This window comes from Vibrio anguillarum (assembly GCF_001989995.2).
GTDB classification, from domain to species: domain Bacteria; phylum Pseudomonadota; class Gammaproteobacteria; order Enterobacterales; family Vibrionaceae; genus Vibrio; species Vibrio anguillarum.
Window position 1 is genome coordinate 79,306 of the sequence record NZ_JAHGUP010000008.1, and the last position, 18,183, is coordinate 97,488.

Consider the following 18,183-nt stretch of genomic DNA (forward strand, 5'->3'; position numbering starts at 1 on the left):
CAACCTGAATGGCACTCTGGTACACATTCTAGATTCAGCTTACAAGAGAGCCTGCTGCCATGTGGATTAGGTCACCCTCTTCAACAAATCCATAGTAATAAACTGGCCTTTGGGCGGTACTTCGTTTATTAATTAGCGAGTTAGCTAATTACTTCAACATGGTTTTTATCGTATGACCAACATTTTTATCATTGTTGCACTGCTGGTGCTGTTTTTTGTCTTTATCCAAAAGTACGTGATCAAACACGACGATACCAAAGACTACGCTTATAAGAAGAAAGGGGCGTTACTCAATATGTCGGAAGGCGCCTTTCATAACGCGCTGAAATCTGCAGTAGGGGAACACGGTGTGGTGTTGGCTAAAGTTTCAATGGCCAACGTGGTTACCCCAGCGGCGAACTTGAATAAAAAGCAGTGGTTTATCGCCAATAACCGAATCGCCAAAAACTATTTTGATTTTGTGGTGTGTGATGCAAGAACCTTAGAGCCGCGAGTCATCATCGAATTGGATAACGGAAAAGAACTGCATAAAGGCAAGGTAGAGCGTGAAAAACTGCTGATGCATGTATGTAAGTCTGCCAACATTCCATTGATTGGTGCAAACATCAAACACAGCTATCAAGTGAGCAAACTTAGAAGGTTACTGGCTGCACATATCGATTTGATTGAAACCGATAAAGAAGTGCGTTTTTGCAAAAAATGCGGTAGCCCAATGGTGATAAAAATTGCCAGTCAAGGCGACTTCAAAGGCCGACGATTCTTCACTTGTAGCCGTCAACCGCAGTGTACCTATACCGAAAATTATAATGTGGTGTATGAATTAGGAGAGGATCAAGAACTCTAAGAAGCCCAAAGTGTCGCATCATTTTTGCTGTCATTGATTTGGCAAATGCGAACTTGATTACGTCCATTCTTCTTTGCATTATAAAGCTCTACATCAGCTAATTTCAGTAGCATATCCAACTTGTCACCTTCACGGTATTCACAAATACCGACACTTAAGGTCAGTTGGATTCGCTTCGAGCCATAAGCGTACAAATGTTGATTAATCGCTTCGCGTAATTTTTCTCCCACATGTTCGGCTTGCGCGATACTGTTATTAAACAAAGTCACACAAAACTCCTCCCCGCCGATACGGTAGAGGTTATCGTCGCCCACAATTTGAGACATTACCTGCGCCGTATCGATCAGCACCTTATCACCGGCATCATGCCCATGGGTGTCATTGACTTGCTTAAAATAATCAAGGTCAATCACCAGAAGACATAAAGTGGTATCTACCTTATTTTGCACAAAGTGAGCGAAGGCATGAGTGAGTGCTAAACGATTGTGAGAGCCCGTCAACGCATCACGAGAAGCAAGATAGCGTAGTGAGTTTTCGGTTTTTTTACGGCTAGATTCAAAAATATGAGCCACTGTCCAAATTCCGCAGTAGCAAAGAAGCAGATTGATCATCAACGGGATTGGATCATAAGCTTCATTCCATAAGGCTTGATAATAAATGTTGAACAGTTGCGGAATGAGTGCGATGCCCGTAGCGAGGCGGCCATGCTTAACCCCTAGCAATAGGTAAAAAAGTACTGGAAAAAAGGTGGTCCATAAAAATAGACCATTACTTAAAGGCTGGATAAAAGTCCCTGCGCTGATAATAAAGATTAGAAAATAAACGTAGACACGAATATGAGTAGCTGAATGTGTTTGTTGCTTTGCAATCAAGTAAACGTAATAGGAGTAACACATGAAGACAAATTCTAATGCTGCTAGCCCGTAGCTGTAAGTGTAAAAAACGTTAAATAGGACGAAGAAAAATGCAATAGCGGTCAGCAGTAAGCTTAACCCACAAAGTACAGAGGCTCTCAAATGATGGGAATGATTGAATAATCGCACATCCATGTTACGTCACCGTATTGCATATCGAAGATATTGATAAAGCTTATAGTACGAGATAATTGGTCCGAATCAATGGATAATCTCACATAACTTATATAATGAAATAAATTGGACAGCTTACACCTATTGTTAATCCGGTTATTGTACTTAAACCCAGAGTTGTGAATAAAAAACAGACAAGCTGGTGATAGATAAGCCAACTGGCTCAAAAACAAAGAAAATAGACTTGCACACAGCAAAAACAGCCGTTAATATCCACTCCGTTCTGAAGATATGCGTCCGTAGCTCAGTTGGTTAGAGCACCACCTTGACATGGTGGGGGTCGGTGATTCGAGTTCACTCGGACGCACCATCAAAATTGAATATATATGTAAATTTGGGTCCGTAGCTCAGTTGGTTAGAGTATCGCCTTGACATGGCGGGGGTCGGCGATTCGAGTTCGCCCGGACCCACCAAATTTCTCAATAAAACCCGCATATTAGCGGGTTTTATTGTTTCTGAAGCCTGTAAAGTATACTTGTACACTCTCTGTTATTTCTCTTCTTTTACTCAAATATTTATTCTGTTTTATTCACGTAAATTTTATTGACTATTGTCGCCATGGGCACCTGTGGGCACCATTGTGCCTATTCGGTGCCCTCGCCGTTTTTTCCTCGCTGGAAATGTGGTTTGATTTAGTAAGATCTGGATTTTGTTTGACCGAACAATTTTTAGCTTAAGTACCTAAACTGACATAGTATATAGGATGGCGTTTTGAGGAGATATGTGCACAGGTTGAATTTACGGCGTGATTTCACTTTGCTTGTATTTTTACCAAAAATTATTTTTGAGCTATAGTCCCCAGGCCACCCCTAAAGAAGATGCCACGAATATCAATCAGCATTTAATCTTCGTAAGTCACTAATTCTTCGATACGGCAACCAAAATACCGACATAGAGAATCAAGAGTTTTGGTTGTCGTTATATACCCTTCATCACGAATCATTTTGGCCATCGTAGATCTTTGAATGCCGATCTCATTGGCTATCTCAGCTCCAGAAACTTTTCGCCCTTCTTGCAGAGATTTTTTTTCTATTAATTGTTTTAGGTTATAACGAATCAATGTGATATTCCAAAATGATTTATTTTAGTGTCTTGATGGGACACCTTGATTCATCTATATTGACTATGTGTCCTGATAAAACACAAAAATGGAGGTCAATATGGACCAAACACTACTCACAGTAAAAGAACTCGCAGCTCGGATTAAATTTAGCGGCAACTACATCAATTCAAGGCTGCGAGACTCAGTATTCATCGAAGGTAAACATTACATTCGACCTTTCAATGGTAGAAAAATTCTTTACATATGGGAAGAGGTTGAAGCGGAATTATATCAAAGTGCGACACGAAATGCCGTTTATATTCCAATGGCAGCGGGGAGGGTATGTTATGGCTAGTATTAGGGCTCGTGGTGATAAGCTATTTATGGATTTCCGTCATCATAATATTCGCTGTCGTGAGCAGACACTTTTGGCTGATAACCCTAACAATCGCCGAAAATTAACTAAACTTCTAAACCAGATCGATGCAGATATCCGTTTAGGCTGTTTTGTTTACAGTGAATACTTTCCAGAGTCAAAAAATGCATCAAAGTTTGTTAAACAAGATATCCAAGCTCGGCGGAAGAAGGAAGAGTTGCTCGGTGCTTATAAAACGGCTTCGCAGGGGCTGCAGGGAATTACCAGCATTCCATTCGAAGATTTTGCCCATGAATGGTTCGGAGAAAATGAGGTCCGTTGGAAAACGAGTTATGTAAATAGCATGAAAGTGTATCTGTTTGGTTATCTAGTGCCAGAGTTTGGTGATGTGGATGTCGATCAAATTCAGCGGCCAGACATCCTCAAGTACCGCGCAAAGTTAATGCAGACTAAACCGGATGGAACCAAGCTGTCTACTGACTTTGTCAATCATGTAATGACACCTCTTAGGATGATTCTACGTGAAGCTGCAGATCGTTATGGGTTTCGTTCCCAGTTTGAAAACATCAAACCATTGCGAGTAGAAAAGCGCGACGTGAATCCGTTTACTTTGGAAGAAGTGATGGATTTCTTAAATGCGGTGAAAGTTGACTATCGCAATTACTTTCTGGTGCGCTTTTTTACCGGCATGCGCACTTCTGAAATCGATGGTCTGAAATGGCGATATGTGGATTTTCGTCTTGGGGTTATTAGTGTTCGTGAAACCTATGTCCAGGGGAAGATGGATACCACCAAAACTCTGGGCTCCGCTCGTGATATTCATATGTCGAGTATAGTGTTAGAAGCGCTCAAAAGTCAGAAAGAAGTCACTGGGGCAGGAGAGTTCGTTTTTTGTAACGCCGAAGGTAATCCATTAGATAAAGGTAACATTCGAGATCGGGTCTGGAAGCCAACTTTAAAGAAAATGGGTTTACCTTATCGTCGTCCCTACGAAACTCGACATACTGCCGCGACACTCTGGTTAGCAGCAGGGGAAGCGTCAGAATGGATAGCTCGTCAGATGGGGCATTCCAACACAAAAATGTTGTTCGAAATCTACAGTCGTTACGTTCCTAACCTGACTCGTCAGGATGGTTCAGCATTTGAACGCTTACTGACGCAGTTGAAGGAGAGAAATCAATGAAATACAACACCATGACCGTTCATTGCACCAGTTTATGTCTGGATGTATTAAATCAGGGTCATTTCTTTCGCTACACCACGCCCGATATTCTGGCGTTTAAGTCAGAAGTGAAAATACAAATCCGTGTACGACTAGAGCCGGTATCCAGTGCCATACAGGATGAAGAGGGAATGATTGAAGCGTTGGCGTCTGGGGTGATGAATGTGTTACTACATTATCATTTTACAGCCGGGCGTGTGTCACCGGATTTAATCATGGATTTGATACAACATCGGCTCGATAATTTTTTCAAAGAGTGGAAAGGCCGACGTGATACTCAGGGTATGTTTGGGTAGGTGAGCATATGTTGGACTACTTAGACCGTCCCATAGCTTTTCATCGTACGTTTGTTCAGTTGGGCATCGGTATTACCGGTGCTTTACTGTTCAGTCAGGCGTTGTACTGGTCAAAACGCACCAAAGATGCTGATCGGTGGTTTGATTAAATCGATTAAAGAGTGGGGCGAAAAAATGGGAATGACCCGCCGAGAGATAGATACGGCTTGTTCCAAGTTGAGAAGACTGGGTATTCTGATGGAGAAAAAAACAGGGGTGTCGTACCGGATTTACTACTGGATTGATGAGCCAAACTTGATTGGTTGTTTGGGCCAAACCCGTATGGCGGATTGCGCCAATTCAGAGGTTACTTGTCCGCCTAGCTGGAATGGCGAAATCCGTCAACCTATTACAGAGAAGACACAGGGATCACTAAAGACGACCACAGAGACTACTTCACGACGGAGTTTTTCAAGCTAGTTGTCGCCTCAAGTTAAATTTTATGCCGCCCGCATTTCTTCTTTTTTCTCTGGGATGATCTGGTGTGTTACTGCTCGTATATGAAAGCAAGACAAATATTGTCTACATAGATACCTTCCTACGTTGGAATGTGAAGAAAGTATTCACGTTTCAGGGGTATGACTTTAGGGTGCGAACGTTGAAAAATTTCAAGGGTGAACTGGTTCGAAAATGTGCACCAGGAGCTTCAAAGAAAGCGATGAAGAAAATCACTAAGACGGCTCAATCGTGGAGGGTCCATCGTTCGACAAGGGTCTCAATCAAGGAGTTGGCAGAACGGTATAATGCGACCCTCAGTGGCGGGTGAAGTCGGATTAATTTCATTCGTAAACGTGTAGTCCCTATATTACGTTCTCCACGTCTCTCAAGTATCAATTCTCTTAGCTCGGCACCTAGAGAAGAATGAGGACGCTTGCTCCGATTTTCCAGACCAGTGATTCTGCACTGCACATATCCTGATGCCACGGTAGTAATGTCTGTCTGGAAATACCAAAGCGGTAGCAGACAAGGTTTACATCACAACATTCCTCATACAAATTTACCCATGGTAATCTTTGTTGGATTTCTCTTTTCATCGAAATCCATTGTAGTTGAAAGAATGTCTATGAATCACACACTTCATTAAACTTTACATTTTTCAACCTTGTTTTAATTGATGTTGAGTGTAAATGGTGCGGTTCATCCACCTATTTAACTAGAGTGAAATGTAATTACCCTCCAATCAAGACAGTTGGCATCCCCATCACGATAGTCCCACCGTGGGCAGTTAGGTCGCCCATGCGCGCTGAGGGTTTATTGTTAATCAGCACGGTTGCACTTCCTTTAACTATGCTATCTGGAGGGCCGACACAAACACATATCTGTCCTAGAGTGGCAGCTGGTAGGTTGCCGATTAATACTGTTGTTGGCAGAGGGAGTAATGGCCCGCCTACGTGAGGGATTGGCACCACTGCTGGTGTTTGCATCGGGCACATGTGCATGTCTGTTGCTCTGGCTGCTGGAAGCATGTTCTTTCCCTATTGTTGACCGTTTCCACCGGAGGCGATGTTTAGACCCATTTCTACAAACTGTTGATAGCGCTCTTTTGCTTCTTCACCGTCAGGTAAGACTGCTGAAAGGTTAATGCATCCTGCGACTGCTTGTGCGTACAAGTATGGGGGAGGGGGAACGGTAGGATCTTCTGGTTTAATCATACTGCCGCCACTCCAAAAGGCCGCTTGAGCTGCCCAGCCAGCACCGGTTTCTAATCCCGCTTTTTCTGCCATTTGTTCAGCAAAACGGCGGCTTGTTTCATCAGGTGTATAAACCCAAGCTTTTGCTGCGCGAATGGCATTGGCTTCGTCTTCTTTCCAGTGATGCAGAGAAGCGGCGCAGGTTACGCTCCACCAAATGGATTCACGAACTGGGAGAGCATGCGCAAGAAAAGTCACAGCATCGGCAAACAGCTCTTGCTCCATCGCCACAGAAATCAAATCGATAGGTGTAGTATTTTCGCCTGCTAACTCTGCGAATGCGGCATTCGGCTCGTAGACACTTAAGATGTCTTGCGCGGATTGGTGGGGAACCTTTATCAACATCATCAATTTACCTTTGTAATTGCGCCTTGAATTTGCACCATGGCCCCGGCTTTTATTTGTGTCATGGCGCTGCCGTTAACCGACACTAACGCTGCTTTTACATCGACCTTCCCTTGGCCTTCAATATTGATCATTGCGGCTTTCACCTCTGCTTTTGCTTTACCTGAAACAGAGACTTGAGGAGCGTCGATCTTAATACCACTAGCGCTGATCTCGATTTTGCTCGTGCCCACTTTGAGTTCGATCTTCGATTTACCGCAGATCGACACTTGGTTGCCATCAACGCTGACCGTCGATTTAGCCGCAATATTGATGTTGGAAGCGGCATTGAGGCTTAGATCTTTCTCACTGTCACCCGTCCAGTTATCTTTACTTTTGGCGGTAAGTGTTTTATCACTTTCGACTTGTATGTGTTCTTTAACGCTTAAGGTGGCACTCTTCTCAACTTGGGTCTTTTTAATGCCTTTAATCGTTGACTGGCTGTCGTTATTTACGTCAAGTAGCAAATCTTTTTCAGCATGTAAATACACTTGTTCTTTGTCTTTTTGATCTTCAAACCGCAGTTCGTTTCCTTGCTTGCTACTGCCCTTAGGCGTTGAACGAGTTTTGATGCCATTTTGAGTATTCGAGCTGTAAGGGGCTGCGCTGTTTTTGTTGTATAAAGAGCCGGTCACGATAGGGCGATTGGGGTCGCCATCAATGTATTGCACAATCACTTCATCACCAATGCGCGGTGTGAATTGAGAACCGAACCCCTTACTGGCGAACCCTTGCGATACTGGCAACCAACATGAACTGTTTTCGTCATTTTTTCCGCCTCTATCCCAGTGAAATTGCACTTTTACTCGACCCCATTTATCTCGGTAAATCTCTTCTCCCTTAGGCCCGGTGACGGTTGCGGTATGTAAGCTATGGACACGCGGTTTGTCAAATATTTCTGGACGGAAAATCAGTGACGAAGGGATACAAGAAAACTGGTTCTGATAAGCGACTTCGTTGTTCGATTCTTCTCTGGATAGGCGATGTGATAGATGAGTGATGATGTACTCTTGGTTCATTGAACTGAGAGGATGGTACGTTAGTTCAAATTTATAGCCGCAAGCAAGCGTCGCTAAATTCGATGATGAGTGAGAGGCTGACTTCCTAAGATCTAACGCTTCCATATGCATTTTTGCTGCGTCACGGACTTCATTTTTATTCTCGTGACCAAATGCAAAGAGTTCTTGTGTCAATGAAGTCGGCGCGTAACTTTCGGTGCTTTTTCGGGGGCCGCTATCAAAAAATTCAGCCAGGTTTTGAGTATGATCGGCGACAGATACCTTTCCACTGCCAACATGGTGGGCTTGACTCCACGTGGTTAGTACGTGCTGCTGATTGTTGCCACCTATTTGATAACTTAACTTTGGATCCGGTATTTTCTCAAATCGTTGATTTGAATCGCCAATGCAGACTGTCGACTTATTGCATTGATGGCGTACATGGTAGTGCCATCCTTCGTTTGCTAACAAGCGTTGTATAAAAGCTTGGTCGGTTTCATCAAGTTGAACACAATACTCATGATTTTTCCCACTTCCGGAAAGGGAAAAGTGAAAATAGCTTTTGAGATCAGCCTGTTCTAGCAGCTTTTCAATGATCTTTTTCGTCGTTACGTTTTGAAAAATCTGACGACTGCGTTTGTATTGCAACAAGCTAAGTGGATCCAATATCTCTATTTGATAATAAAACTGCTGCTTGTCTTTGCTATATCCTGTGAATTGCAGAGTGCTACATATACCTGAAAAAAAACGCTTTCCAGAATCTAATTCGTAAGACACACAAACAGCTTTACCTAGGTTTTTGGTATCGATCTCCATGTTTGCCGCGATGGAAACGGAAAACTGACACCCGCCGGATACGCTTTCCTCTCCGATTAATTGCGTGACAATATAACTTTTGCTATCTGAAAGCTTAATGGTGAGGGAGCGGGTTTGGTGCTTTAATTCGTTACTGCTCATATTCAATTAATTCACTATTAAATAAACAGTTCTAAAAGGCTGTTTATTGGATGAATATTCGAAATTATCACATAATAATTGATGCTATTATTACTTGCTGTATTGGTATCAACTTTCATGCTCTATACATGTAATATATTTCGAGTTAGACCTTAATTCAAGGTAATTTGTCTATTTAATTATTATCTGAATAATATGTAATCGATTGCTTTGTGGTTATTTTTATGTTTGTTTCATTTTTAATGACGGTGAGCTTGTGCATTCATATTTTTTATGATGACAACATCTTTGATGAAGTATTTAAGATATTGTTAATGCATGAGGGGTTTGCGTGTATTTTTTATATTAAATCATAATAAAATCAACAATATATGTTATTTTGTGTCTTTTTATAGTGTTCTTTTAAAGAGGTAGGATGACCTAAAGGTCGCCTAAATATGGCGTAAATTGCCATTGCTATAATTCACCTCAAAGATACACTATTGGCAAATTGACAAATATGTCACTTCGTATGAAACAATATTAGTAGATGTTGTTTTTGCTGCAAAAATAAAAATTTTTCTGGTTGAAATAACTCAAGGCCTCTAGCGTTTTCCTTTATCTTAAAATACAGGAAATAGCGATTGAAGTTAATTGACACTTAAGCAAATAGTCAACCTAACAGAGCAGGAACCTATGCCTTTGTCAAAGCATCAAATTGAGCAACTTTCTAAACCTCTGAGTGATGATTCGATCTGTGGCGTTTATCTTAAACTGGAAAAAAGTGCTTTTCGCCCATTACGTAATGAATTTAATGTCGCGCAAACTGCGCTGCGTAAGCTAAGTCAAAACCCTAGTGCTGACGAGAGAGATGCGTTACAAGAGGCATGTCTAAATAAGTGGAAGATTCTCTCTGACAGTTTGTACGAACAGTTTTCAAAAACAACCAGAGATATCGAGCTCATCTCATGGTTTGTTGCTGCTCAATTCCTTCTCGATACCACATTAGAAAGTGCTGCGAATAGCCTTGAGTGGTTAGCGGATTTAAGTGAGAAGCACTGGGATCACCTCAACCCTGTACTACCAGTTGAAACGCTCAAATCTGATGATGATAAGGGCAAAGAAAGAGAGCAAGCAGATGCGAAAGTTAAAGCATTTTTCCAACTAGTCGGCGATAGCGAGGAAAGCTCGATTCTCTATGCGCCGGTGCTGCAACTGCCCTTAGTCGGGGAAGTGACGTTTTTTGACTTTCAAAGTGCAGAGAGAAAAGGCGAAATCAGCCAACTGAAATCTATGCTTACGACCACGGTGGCGCAAGAGCGTTTCGCAATTCAATTCAAGATGGAAAACGCCAAACGTTGTGTCACCCAATTAGATCGTTTGTCAGCGTTGGTGAGCACTAAGTGTCATTCTCTAGGCAGTCAAAGTACCAACTTCGGATTTGCGAAGTCACTGCTTACCCGTGTTGAAAACGCTTTGGTTCATCTAAGTGGAATTAAGTTAGCACCGAAAGCGGAGGCCAAGACAGTAGAGCAAGAGGTTGCCGAAAGTTCAGTTTCTGAAGGGGAGCTGCCAAGCCATATGGATACAAAACATATAGAGCGAATACCGATGGCATCAGAGCAGGCTCAGACCGTAAGCCAACACTTACACGCAGGAAACCTCTCTGAACTGGGTAATTTAAACAATATGAACCGAGACTTAGCTTTCCATTTGTTGAGAGAAGTCTCTGATTATTTTCGCCAGAGCGAACCGCATAGCCCAATTTCATTTTTGTTAGAAAAAGCGATTCGATGGGGATATTTATCCTTACCTGAGTTGCTGCGAGAAATGATGTCGGAACAAAACGGTGACGCTCTTAGTACGATTTTTAATGCCGCCGGATTGAATCATCTCGATCAGGTTTTGCTGCCGGAGGTGAGTACTCCAACGGTGGGCATTGAAAGCCCCCAAACACCTCAAGCGAAGCCTTCCGTTTCGGATCCGCGAAGTGTTGAAGAGCATGTATCTCAGACTTCCCCTGTAGATACCCAATCTAAGCAAGATCAAAAACCACAATCATCCGCTACGTCGGCTCTGAGTTGGTAATTGTGTTTAAAAAATAAGGAAAAATCATGGCAAGTATTTACATGCGTGTAAGCGGTCTTCAAGTTGAGGGCGCAGCGACTATCGGTCAGCTAGAAACGGCTGAAGGTAAAAATGACGGTTGGTTTGCAATCAACTCTTACTCTTGGGGTGGCGCTCGTAACGTTGCTATGGACATCGGTAACGGCACCAATGCGGATTCAGGCATGGTTGGCGTAAGCGAAGTTAGCGTAACTAAAGAAGTCGATGGTGCTTCTGAAGACCTACTGTCTTATTTATTCAACCCAGGTAAAGACGGTAAAACTGTTGAGGTTGCATTTACTAAGCCTTCTAACGATGGTCAAGGTGCAGACGTTTACTTCCAAGTTAAGCTAGAAAAAGCACGTTTAGTTTCTTACAACGTGAGCGGGACTGACGGATCTCAACCGTACGAGAGCCTATCTCTTTCTTACACTTCTATTTCTCAGAAGCATCACTATGAGAAAGAAGGTGGTGAACTACAAAGCGGTGGTGTTGTGACTTACGACCTACCGACCGGGAAAATGACTTCTGGTAAGTAATTCTTTCATTAGACATGCCACGTTAATTGGCATGTCTATTTCATGAATATCTCATTTTAGGACACCGTTATGGCATTGAACTCACAACATAAGCGCGTTAGTAAGAACCGTGTCAGCATCACCTATGACGTTGAAACGAATGGCGCCGTAGAGACGAAAGAGCTGCCGTTTGTTGTTGGCGTCATTGGCGACTTTTCAGGACACAAACCAGAATCAGAAAAAGTTGATTTAGAAGAGCGAGAGTTCACGGGTATCGATAAAGACAACTTCGATACAGTGATGGGGCAAATTCACCCGCGTCTTTCGTACAAGGTTGATAACAAGCTTGCTAATGATGATAGCCAGTTTGAAGTGAACTTGAGCTTCCGTTCGATGAAAGATTTCCACCCAGAGAACTTAGTTGATCAAATTGAGCCGCTTAAGCAGTTGGTTGAAACACGTAACCAGCTAAAAGTACTCTTAAGCAAAGCCGATCGTTCGAGAGATCTTGAGCGTCTACTGAAAGAAGTTCTGCAAAGCGCAGATGCCATCAATGGTTTAGCTCAAGAACTAGGTTTGAGCAGAGAGGGAGCGGAATAATGTCTGTAGAACAACAAGCAGTACAAGGTACTACTACTGAAGCAGAAGCAAAGCAGAGCTTTCTTGACCGAGCGATCAACGCGACAGCACAAACACCAGTAGATACGACAAAAGAGCTATTGAGCGTCATGGCTTCTCAAGCACTGGAAGGTACAGTGACTTGGGATAAGAACCTAACGTTGACGATTGAAAAAGCAATCAGCGCGCTAGACAGCAAAATCTCTGAGCAGTTGTCAACGGTGATGCAAAACGATGAGTTCCAAAAAATGGAAGGTTCATGGCTAGGTTTGCAAAAGCTTGTAAAAAACAGCGAGCTAGGATCAGATCTGAAAATCAAACTGGCGGATTACACCAAAGACGAATTGCTAGAGCAGTTTGAAGATGCACCAGCGATCGATCGCAGCCGTTTCTTCAATATGGTTTATCAAGAAGAATTTGGAACAGCGGGCGGTCAGCCATACGGTGCATTGCTAGGTGACTACGGATTCGGTTACGGTGATGAAGACGTTGCCCTGTTGCGTTACATGGCTGAAGTCGCTTCTGCATCTCACGCACCTTTCGTCGCTGCAGCGAATGCAAGTATGTTCGACTTCAAGGCATTCAGTAGCTTTTCTGAAGGCAAACCAGTTGCAGCAGGCTTTGATTCGCCAGCATATGCAAGCTGGAATGCATTCCGTGAAAGCGATGACTCGCGCTACGTTGCTCTGACTCTACCGAAAACGATGGCTCGCCTTCCTTACGGTGCAGCAACCGTTCCAGTTAAATCATTTGCATTTGAAGAACTTCAAATTCGGGACAACGGTCAGCAAATTGTGTCTTCAGACTGCGATTTTGTTTGGAGCAATGCGGCGTATGAGTTTGGTCTTCTGATGACTCAAGCATATACCAAGTACGGTTGGTGCACGGCGATCCGAGGTACTGAGAACGGCGGTAAAGTAGAGAACCTGCCAAACTTCACTCACTACTCTGAGGCCGGTGAATTGCTACAGCAATGCCCGACAGAAGTTAACCTAACGGATGAGCGTGAGAAAGAGCTGAGTGATCTTGGCTTCTTGCCACTGGTTCACTACAAAAGCACCAACTACGCAGTGTTTATGGGTGCTCAGACTGCGCATAAACCAAAAACGTACACAGATCCAGATGCAACGGCAAACGCGGCAATTTCAGCGCGTCTGCCATACACAATGGCAAGCAGCCGAATCGCACAGTACCTAAAAATCATGGGCCGTGATCGTATTGGTTCAAACCTAGCTCCAAATGACGTTGAGAAAGAGCTGAACTCTTGGATTAATCAATACGTTAACCCAAATGCGATTGGTAACGATGCGAAAGCAACACATCCATTGGTTGAAGCGAAAGTGACGGTAGAAGAGCAAGCTGGACGCCCAGGTGCTTACTCTGCAGTGGCTTACTTACGCCCTTGGCTGCAAATGGAAGAGCTAACCACTTCACTACGAATGGTTGCGAACATTCCTGGCTAATCCTATTCGGGGACGCTGTCCCCGAATGTTTTGAACTGAGTCGCTGATGTATACAAATTCCGAATTCGATCGCATTTTAGCTGAGAATCCTGCCTGGCAGGAGATATTAGTGTGCGCGAAAAGTCGGTCGGTGGTTCAATTCAAAGCATCGTTGGTTCGTTTGATCTCCGAGATTGATACGTCAATAAGTGAACAGTTGTCAGACGTTATTCAACACCCTAACTTTAAGCAGTTAGAAGCCTCTTGGACGGGGCTCAAATCGTTAGCGCAGCTGCAAGTATCCCAGCGTCGAGTAAAAATCAAAATGCTCGACTTGAGTTGGAGTATGGTTTCGGCAGATCTCAATTACTCTTTCGATCTAAAGCAGTCATCCCTATACCGAAAACTGTATTCAAATGAGCTGGATACCGCCGGTGGCAGCCCATTTGGCATGGTGATGGTCGATCACAAGGTCTCGGCTGATTACGCCGATGATCAGGAGTATGACGATCTCTACACCCTTCAACTGCTCTCTGAGCTGGGGGAGCTCTGTTTTTGCCCAATGGTGCTCGGAACTGACGAGTTTTTCTTTGGTGATGAACCAAGAAGGCAGCTTCATGACAGCGCGAGAATTGAGCGCATTCTTACTAGTCGAGATTTTGTTTCTTGGCAGTTGCTACGAGAAAAAAACTCATCACGATTTTTGCACTTGGTCATGCCTGAACATTTGATTCGTCAACCATACTGTCAATATCAGGCTGGATTTGTTTTTAACGAGCGCCAGCAAGAGAAATATGCCTTGTGGGGCAGCAGCGCTTACCTCTTGCTAGGTAATGTGATGCGAGAGTTTGATCGAATCAGTTGGTTTGGATTCCTGCGTTCTTACGATGAGACAGGTTCGTATGGGGCTATCGTTCAGGACTCAAAAGAACTTAAGACCAAGGTAGAGATCTACAGTGAAGATGATGGCTTTTGGTCGTCTCAGGGGTTCATGCCTTTAACCAGTATTTACATAAGTGGCCATAAAGGTTTCTTCAGCAATCAATCCGTTTGGCAAGCGCCTGATGAAGCTCAACGTCAGCTCGGTATGCTCCAAACCAACCTGATGGCTTGCCGATTTGCCCATTACATCAAGGTCCAAATTCGTGATCAAGTTGGTCGATATGACAGTGCAGAAACTTGTCGACGCAGTCTAGAGCGATGGCTAGAGCAGTTCATAAGCAACGTCAATTATGGTGAGGATGCCGTACTTGCCCGATATCCACTGCGGTCTTGCTATGTACGCATTGAAGAGGTTCCTCATGATAAAACCCGCTACCTATGCGAGATCATGCTTCAGCCTCAATATCAATACGAAATGATGGATGCGAAAGTGGTGTTAACAACTTCGGTATCTGGCAGTGAGGTTGGAGAGACATCATGAGCTTAATGGCTAAGTTAACCCAAAGCTGGAATGACGATATCGATAGTGTTCGAGATGCAATTGTTGATAACGTCTGTGATCTTATTTCCAGCCGAGCACCTCTGTGTTCAGAGATGCTTTTATCGGAAAAAGGAACGATTGCCGAGCTCGGTATGCGCAACATGGCTCGCGCTCAAAGTAAAAACAACACCAGTGACATTGTCGCAGAAATTGAAGTGCTGGTCCGAAACTTCGAACCTCGCCTGAGCCAGGTAGAGATTGATGTTCAAGAAGGGGAACTGGGTAGCAACCAATTGAGCTTTCGCCTTTCCGCCGTGGTGCATTCAGAGCTTGGTGATGAAGCGATCGTACTGGATTCTTTTTTGGATTTGAGCAGCAACAAACTAGATGTAAGGAAGTCGAATTTTGTCTGATTCATTGCTTTCCTATTTTGAACAGGAACTGCGCTTTATTCGCAATGAAACCTCTCAGTTCGCGGAACGTCATCCGGGGACGGCTCGTGCATTGGGAATGCGTAAAGACAGTATTGATGATCCTCAGATCGCGCGTTTGATTGAAAGTGTTGCCTTGATGAACGGCAAACTTCAGCAGCGTTTGGATGAGTCTTACCCAGAGCTGACAGAAAGCTTGGTGAACTTGTTGTTCCCGCATTATCTGAGGCCAATACCGTCATACAGCATGTTGGACTTCGCTATTTTTGAAGAAGCGAATGCAAAGCACAGTATTCCTAAAGGCACTGAGTTCGATGTCGCGAGCGAATCTGGCGAGCCAGTGGTGTTTCGCACTTCCGAAAATATAGCGCTGCTTCCAATTCAAGTTGCTTCGGCAGAAGTGCTGTTTGCGCCATTTGAACTGGCTAAGCCTGTGGGTGCAGAGAACGCAAAAGCGATGCTGGAGCTGACGATTGAGGCAACCGATAGCGGTATCGAGTTGCGTGATCTGGATATTGACCAGTTGAAACTGCATCTCAAAGGTGAAAGCCACTTTGCATTGCGTTTGTATGATGTACTCGCCGATGGTCGCTGTCAGGTGTGTATCCAGAATAATGGTAAGAGCTACTCACTAGGGAAGTCTGCGCTACAACCAATCGGCTTCGATGTGAACGACACTATTTTACCGTATCAAGCAGCAAGCTTTGGTGGCTTTAAGTTATTGACCGAGTTCTTCATGTTCCCTGAAAGATTTCAAGGATTCAAATTAGACCTTGGCAACATCATGCAACACGCAATCGGCTCAGAGTTTCGTATTCAGATTTTCTTGAATGAGATGAGTGTGGTGCAAGCTCGTAGCATTCAAGCACAGCATTTTTCTCTGTTTTGTACGCCATTGGTGAACCTACAAACCAAAGTGTCAGAACCTCTGCAAATCGACTTCACCCAAAAGCAGTACCCAATTTATCTTGATGCAAGCCAGGGTAATGATTTGGAAGTGTTTTCTGTTGATGAAGTGCTAGACGTGACGGAAGGTGAACCGTTTAAGGTCTGTCAGATCTACGGAGACAAGTACAACAGTACAGAGACTGCACTCCGTTGGCAGCTCGTACAGGATACCCACGAAAGAGGCGTGCTTCGCAGTGGCTTAAAAGTGGCTGATATTGGGCATGTTAGTGCCACGACGTCGTCCAGAGTTTGGTCGGTGACGACAACTGCGACTGACGGCATTCGAGCAGGTTCATTGCCTGTAAACAGCCAAGTGACATGTCGGGAATCTCTTACGATTCCAGCGACTATGAACTTGCTGCGCCGCCCAACCTTGCCAGTGCGCAGTCGTGATGCAAATAAGAATGTATGGGCACTGCTTTGCCATTTGCACTTTAACTATCACGCAATTCTAGGGACGGATGACCCAACCGCTACGCTGAAAAATGTGTTTGATTTGTATAACCACAACCAAGCGGTGCAAAACCACATCTATATCGAGTCCCTGCAAAATATCGAGCAGGAGCAAGTGGTGGCTCCGATCCGTGTGTCAGGAAAAACATGTTTTGCTTACGGCACAAAAATTTCGGTGACGTTAGACGCAAGTAATGTCAACGGAGGCGTATCGCTCTTTGGTCATTTGCTTGACCACTTCTTTGCTTATTTTGCAGGCTTCAACAGCTTTACTCAAGTGGATATTTATTTGGAAGGCCAAGACGGTGTTTACCTGTCCTTCCCGAGGAGAACTGGGTGCAAGAGTTTGTTGTAAGCCGTTTCGCTTATGGTGCGTTTGAGGGACAGCTAGAAAAAGCGTGGCAGATCTTCAAGCATCAGGCTCATTTAAAGGGGCAGCGACCTGAAGTGAGGTTTAGTGCGGAAATTCTCCCAGCTTACTATCAAGCAGAAGTCTCTATGGTTACTTCGGAGCGAGAGGGTGAATTTACGGTAAAGACATCATTGGCGGCTTTGTCTGGCAACTCTGGTTCGATGCCAAGAGCGATGTATGGCGATGCACTAAAAGCGCGTTTTGAACTTGGTGATGAAGCACCACTCGACTTTTTCGACATGTTTAATAACCGTTACTACCGCTTGTACTGCGAAACAAAGCAAAAGCATGAGCTGACGTATCAGATTGAGGAAGAGGCGTTTCATTGGAATCGTGACCGTCAATCTATTACTGAAATGCTTTCCAGTTTAGCTGGACAGACTGGAGATAAGGCACCAATGCCGGAATCTCATTTGGTGCAATACACCGGCTTATTAGGGTTGAAATTAACCTGCCCATTGGCGCTTAAGTCGATGCTAGAAGATTACTTCGAGTCGGAGTTTGAGGTTGAACGCAGTGGCCTAGAGTATTTGCCTCTAACAGAGTGTTCGTTAACTCAAATTGGCCAAGCCGGAAACAATCATCAATTGGGTATGGGCGCGTTGGTCGGGATGTCGACGCCAATGACGGGGCAGAAACTCAACATAAAAATGTGCCCTCAAGACTATCAGCATTACTTAAAAATACGCAGTGACAAAGAGATGGTTCTTGCGCTGGACCATATGGTTAGAAGCTATATGGGAGTGAATAGCAAGTATGCACTCTATATGAAGGTAAATAGCCAGTATCTGCCGAGAGTGAAGCTATCAAGCAGTCACCAAAAAGCGTTAAGAATTGGCCAATCCGCGTGGATGAGTCATCAATCAGATCGTCAACAGTTTGTTGAAATGCCACTGACGAAAAGTTAGGAAACAGA

The 18,183-nt window shown here is 44.0% G+C and carries 18 protein-coding genes and 2 tRNA genes; 15 read left to right on the forward strand and 5 right to left on the reverse strand.

The features are described 5' to 3' along the window. Positions 1–172: 172 nt before the first annotated feature. Positions 173–844 (forward strand): DUF2726 domain-containing protein, encoded by a 672-nt coding sequence (locus PL85_RS01425; protein ID WP_010318614.1) that lies wholly within the window; start codon positions 173–175, stop codon positions 842–844. On the opposite strand, the gene PL85_RS01430 is transcribed toward PL85_RS01425, so the two are convergent. Further along, entirely contained in the window at positions 841–1,893 is a 1,053-nt protein-coding gene (locus PL85_RS01430) for a GGDEF domain-containing protein (protein WP_115339860.1), read from the reverse strand. The genes PL85_RS01425 and PL85_RS01430 overlap by 4 nt on opposite strands. A gap of 272 nt (positions 1,894–2,165) precedes the next feature. On the opposite strand from PL85_RS01430, the gene PL85_RS01435 reads away from it, so the two are divergent. Together PL85_RS01435 and PL85_RS01440 are read left to right on the forward strand one after the other, a co-directional pair. Then, a tRNA-Val gene (locus tag PL85_RS01435) sits at positions 2,166–2,242 on the forward strand. A 26-nt stretch (positions 2,243–2,268) separates the two neighbouring features. Beyond that, positions 2,269–2,345 (forward strand) — tRNA-Val (locus PL85_RS01440). Between the two features lie 428 nt (positions 2,346–2,773). Here the strand turns inward: PL85_RS01440 and PL85_RS01445 are convergent. Then, positions 2,774–2,992 (reverse strand): helix-turn-helix domain-containing protein, encoded by a 219-nt coding sequence (locus PL85_RS01445; protein ID WP_013856670.1) that lies wholly within the window; start codon positions 2,990–2,992, stop codon positions 2,774–2,776. Positions 2,993–3,092: 100 nt separating this feature from the next. Here PL85_RS01445 and PL85_RS01450 point away from each other — a divergent pair, with 100 nt between their 5' ends. Genes PL85_RS01450 through PL85_RS01465 form a run of 4 tightly spaced genes read left to right on the forward strand, consistent with a single transcriptional unit; the run spans position 3,093 to position 5,017 of the window. Continuing rightward, positions 3,093–3,329 (forward strand): hypothetical protein, encoded by a 237-nt coding sequence (locus PL85_RS01450; RefSeq protein ID WP_013856671.1) that lies wholly within the window; start codon positions 3,093–3,095, stop codon positions 3,327–3,329. Further along, positions 3,322–4,533, forward strand: a complete 1,212-nt coding sequence (locus PL85_RS01455) for an Arm DNA-binding domain-containing protein (protein WP_115339859.1) — start codon at positions 3,322–3,324, stop codon at positions 4,531–4,533. The genes PL85_RS01450 and PL85_RS01455 overlap by 8 nt, the downstream gene beginning before the upstream one ends. Further along, positions 4,530–4,868: a hypothetical protein gene (locus PL85_RS01460; RefSeq protein ID WP_013856673.1), complete on the forward strand. Its 339-nt coding sequence runs from the start codon at positions 4,530–4,532 to the stop codon at positions 4,866–4,868. The genes PL85_RS01455 and PL85_RS01460 overlap by 4 nt, the downstream gene beginning before the upstream one ends. A gap of 8 nt (positions 4,869–4,876) precedes the next feature. Then, entirely contained in the window at positions 4,877–5,017 is a 141-nt protein-coding gene (locus PL85_RS01465; RefSeq protein WP_019280941.1) for a hypothetical protein, read from the forward strand. Positions 5,018–6,076: 1,059 nt separating this feature from the next. On the opposite strand, the gene PL85_RS01470 is transcribed toward PL85_RS01465, so the two are convergent. The 3 genes from PL85_RS01470 to PL85_RS01480 are packed head-to-tail and all read right to left on the reverse strand — an operon-like array spanning position 6,077 to position 8,937. After that, a complete protein-coding gene (locus tag PL85_RS01470; RefSeq protein ID WP_013856676.1) occupies positions 6,077–6,373 on the reverse strand; it encodes a PAAR domain-containing protein in 297 nt (98 codons plus the stop codon). A gap of 9 nt (positions 6,374–6,382) precedes the next feature. Next, a complete protein-coding gene (locus PL85_RS01475; protein ID WP_029189801.1) occupies positions 6,383–6,946 on the reverse strand; it encodes a DUF6931 family protein in 564 nt (187 codons plus the stop codon). Continuing rightward, entirely contained in the window at positions 6,946–8,937 is a 1,992-nt protein-coding gene (locus PL85_RS01480) for a type VI secretion system Vgr family protein (protein ID WP_174223837.1), read from the reverse strand. Before PL85_RS01480 ends, PL85_RS01475 begins: the two co-directional genes overlap by 1 nt. 675 nt (positions 8,938–9,612) lie before the next feature. Between PL85_RS01480 and PL85_RS01485 the strand changes: the two genes are divergently transcribed. From PL85_RS01485 to PL85_RS01520, 8 genes are all read left to right on the forward strand, one after another. After that, the gene (locus PL85_RS01485; RefSeq protein WP_029189803.1) at positions 9,613–11,004 is read left to right on the forward strand and encodes a type VI secretion system protein TssA; all 1,392 of its coding nucleotides are present in this window, start codon (positions 9,613–9,615) and stop codon (positions 11,002–11,004) included. A 26-nt stretch (positions 11,005–11,030) separates the two neighbouring features. Next, positions 11,031–11,561, forward strand: a complete 531-nt coding sequence (locus tag PL85_RS01490; RefSeq protein WP_013856681.1) for an Hcp family type VI secretion system effector — start codon at positions 11,031–11,033, stop codon at positions 11,559–11,561. Between the two features lie 69 nt (positions 11,562–11,630). Next, positions 11,631–12,140, forward strand: a complete 510-nt coding sequence (gene tssB, locus PL85_RS01495; RefSeq protein ID WP_013856682.1) for a type VI secretion system contractile sheath small subunit — start codon at positions 11,631–11,633, stop codon at positions 12,138–12,140. Then, positions 12,140–13,621 (forward strand): type VI secretion system contractile sheath large subunit, encoded by a 1,482-nt coding sequence (tssC, locus tag PL85_RS01500; protein WP_064625423.1) that lies wholly within the window; start codon positions 12,140–12,142, stop codon positions 13,619–13,621. Before tssB ends, tssC begins: the two co-directional genes overlap by 1 nt. Positions 13,622–13,667: 46 nt before the next feature. Continuing rightward, positions 13,668–15,023 (forward strand): type VI secretion system contractile sheath domain-containing protein, encoded by a 1,356-nt coding sequence (locus tag PL85_RS01505; protein WP_013856684.1) that lies wholly within the window; start codon positions 13,668–13,670, stop codon positions 15,021–15,023. After that, positions 15,020–15,436 (forward strand): type VI secretion system baseplate subunit TssE, encoded by a 417-nt coding sequence (gene tssE, locus PL85_RS01510; protein WP_013856685.1) that lies wholly within the window; start codon positions 15,020–15,022, stop codon positions 15,434–15,436. The genes PL85_RS01505 and tssE overlap by 4 nt, the downstream gene beginning before the upstream one ends. Beyond that, complete coding sequence (gene tssF, locus PL85_RS01515; RefSeq protein ID WP_069211972.1) at positions 15,429–17,210, forward strand: type VI secretion system baseplate subunit TssF; 1,782 nt, start codon at positions 15,429–15,431, stop codon at positions 17,208–17,210. The genes tssE and tssF overlap by 8 nt, the downstream gene beginning before the upstream one ends. After that, positions 17,192–18,175 (forward strand): type VI secretion system baseplate subunit TssG, encoded by a 984-nt coding sequence (locus tag PL85_RS01520; protein ID WP_019282552.1) that lies wholly within the window; start codon positions 17,192–17,194, stop codon positions 18,173–18,175. Before tssF ends, PL85_RS01520 begins: the two co-directional genes overlap by 19 nt. Positions 18,176–18,183: the final 8 nt, after the last annotated feature.

Bases quoted from the DNA above. Each gene is read 5' to 3' on its own strand.
- tssB (WP_013856682.1), top strand. From the start codon at position 11,631: ATGGCATTGAACTCACAACATAAGCGCGTTAGTAAGAACCGTGTCAGC.
- PL85_RS01460 (WP_013856673.1), top strand. From the start codon at position 4,530: ATGAAATACAACACCATGACCGTTCATTGCACCAGTTTATGTCTGGAT.
- PL85_RS01485 (WP_029189803.1), top strand. From the start codon at position 9,613: ATGCCTTTGTCAAAGCATCAAATTGAGCAACTTTCTAAACCTCTGAGT.
- PL85_RS01505 (WP_013856684.1), top strand. From the start codon at position 13,668: ATGTATACAAATTCCGAATTCGATCGCATTTTAGCTGAGAATCCTGCC.
- PL85_RS01465 (WP_019280941.1), top strand. From the start codon at position 4,877: ATGTTGGACTACTTAGACCGTCCCATAGCTTTTCATCGTACGTTTGTT.
- tssC (WP_064625423.1), top strand. From the start codon at position 12,140: ATGTCTGTAGAACAACAAGCAGTACAAGGTACTACTACTGAAGCAGAA.
- PL85_RS01425 (WP_010318614.1), top strand. From the start codon at position 173: ATGACCAACATTTTTATCATTGTTGCACTGCTGGTGCTGTTTTTTGTC.
- PL85_RS01480 (WP_174223837.1), bottom strand. From the start codon at position 8,937: ATGAGCAGTAACGAATTAAAGCACCAAACCCGCTCCCTCACCATTAAG.
- PL85_RS01470 (WP_013856676.1), bottom strand. From the start codon at position 6,373: ATGCTTCCAGCAGCCAGAGCAACAGACATGCACATGTGCCCGATGCAA.
- PL85_RS01430 (WP_115339860.1), bottom strand. From the start codon at position 1,893: ATGGATGTGCGATTATTCAATCATTCCCATCATTTGAGAGCCTCTGTA.
- PL85_RS01455 (WP_115339859.1), top strand. From the start codon at position 3,322: ATGGCTAGTATTAGGGCTCGTGGTGATAAGCTATTTATGGATTTCCGT.
- PL85_RS01450 (WP_013856671.1), top strand. From the start codon at position 3,093: ATGGACCAAACACTACTCACAGTAAAAGAACTCGCAGCTCGGATTAAA.
- PL85_RS01490 (WP_013856681.1), top strand. From the start codon at position 11,031: ATGGCAAGTATTTACATGCGTGTAAGCGGTCTTCAAGTTGAGGGCGCA.
- tssE (WP_013856685.1), top strand. From the start codon at position 15,020: ATGAGCTTAATGGCTAAGTTAACCCAAAGCTGGAATGACGATATCGAT.
- PL85_RS01475 (WP_029189801.1), bottom strand. From the start codon at position 6,946: ATGATGTTGATAAAGGTTCCCCACCAATCCGCGCAAGACATCTTAAGT.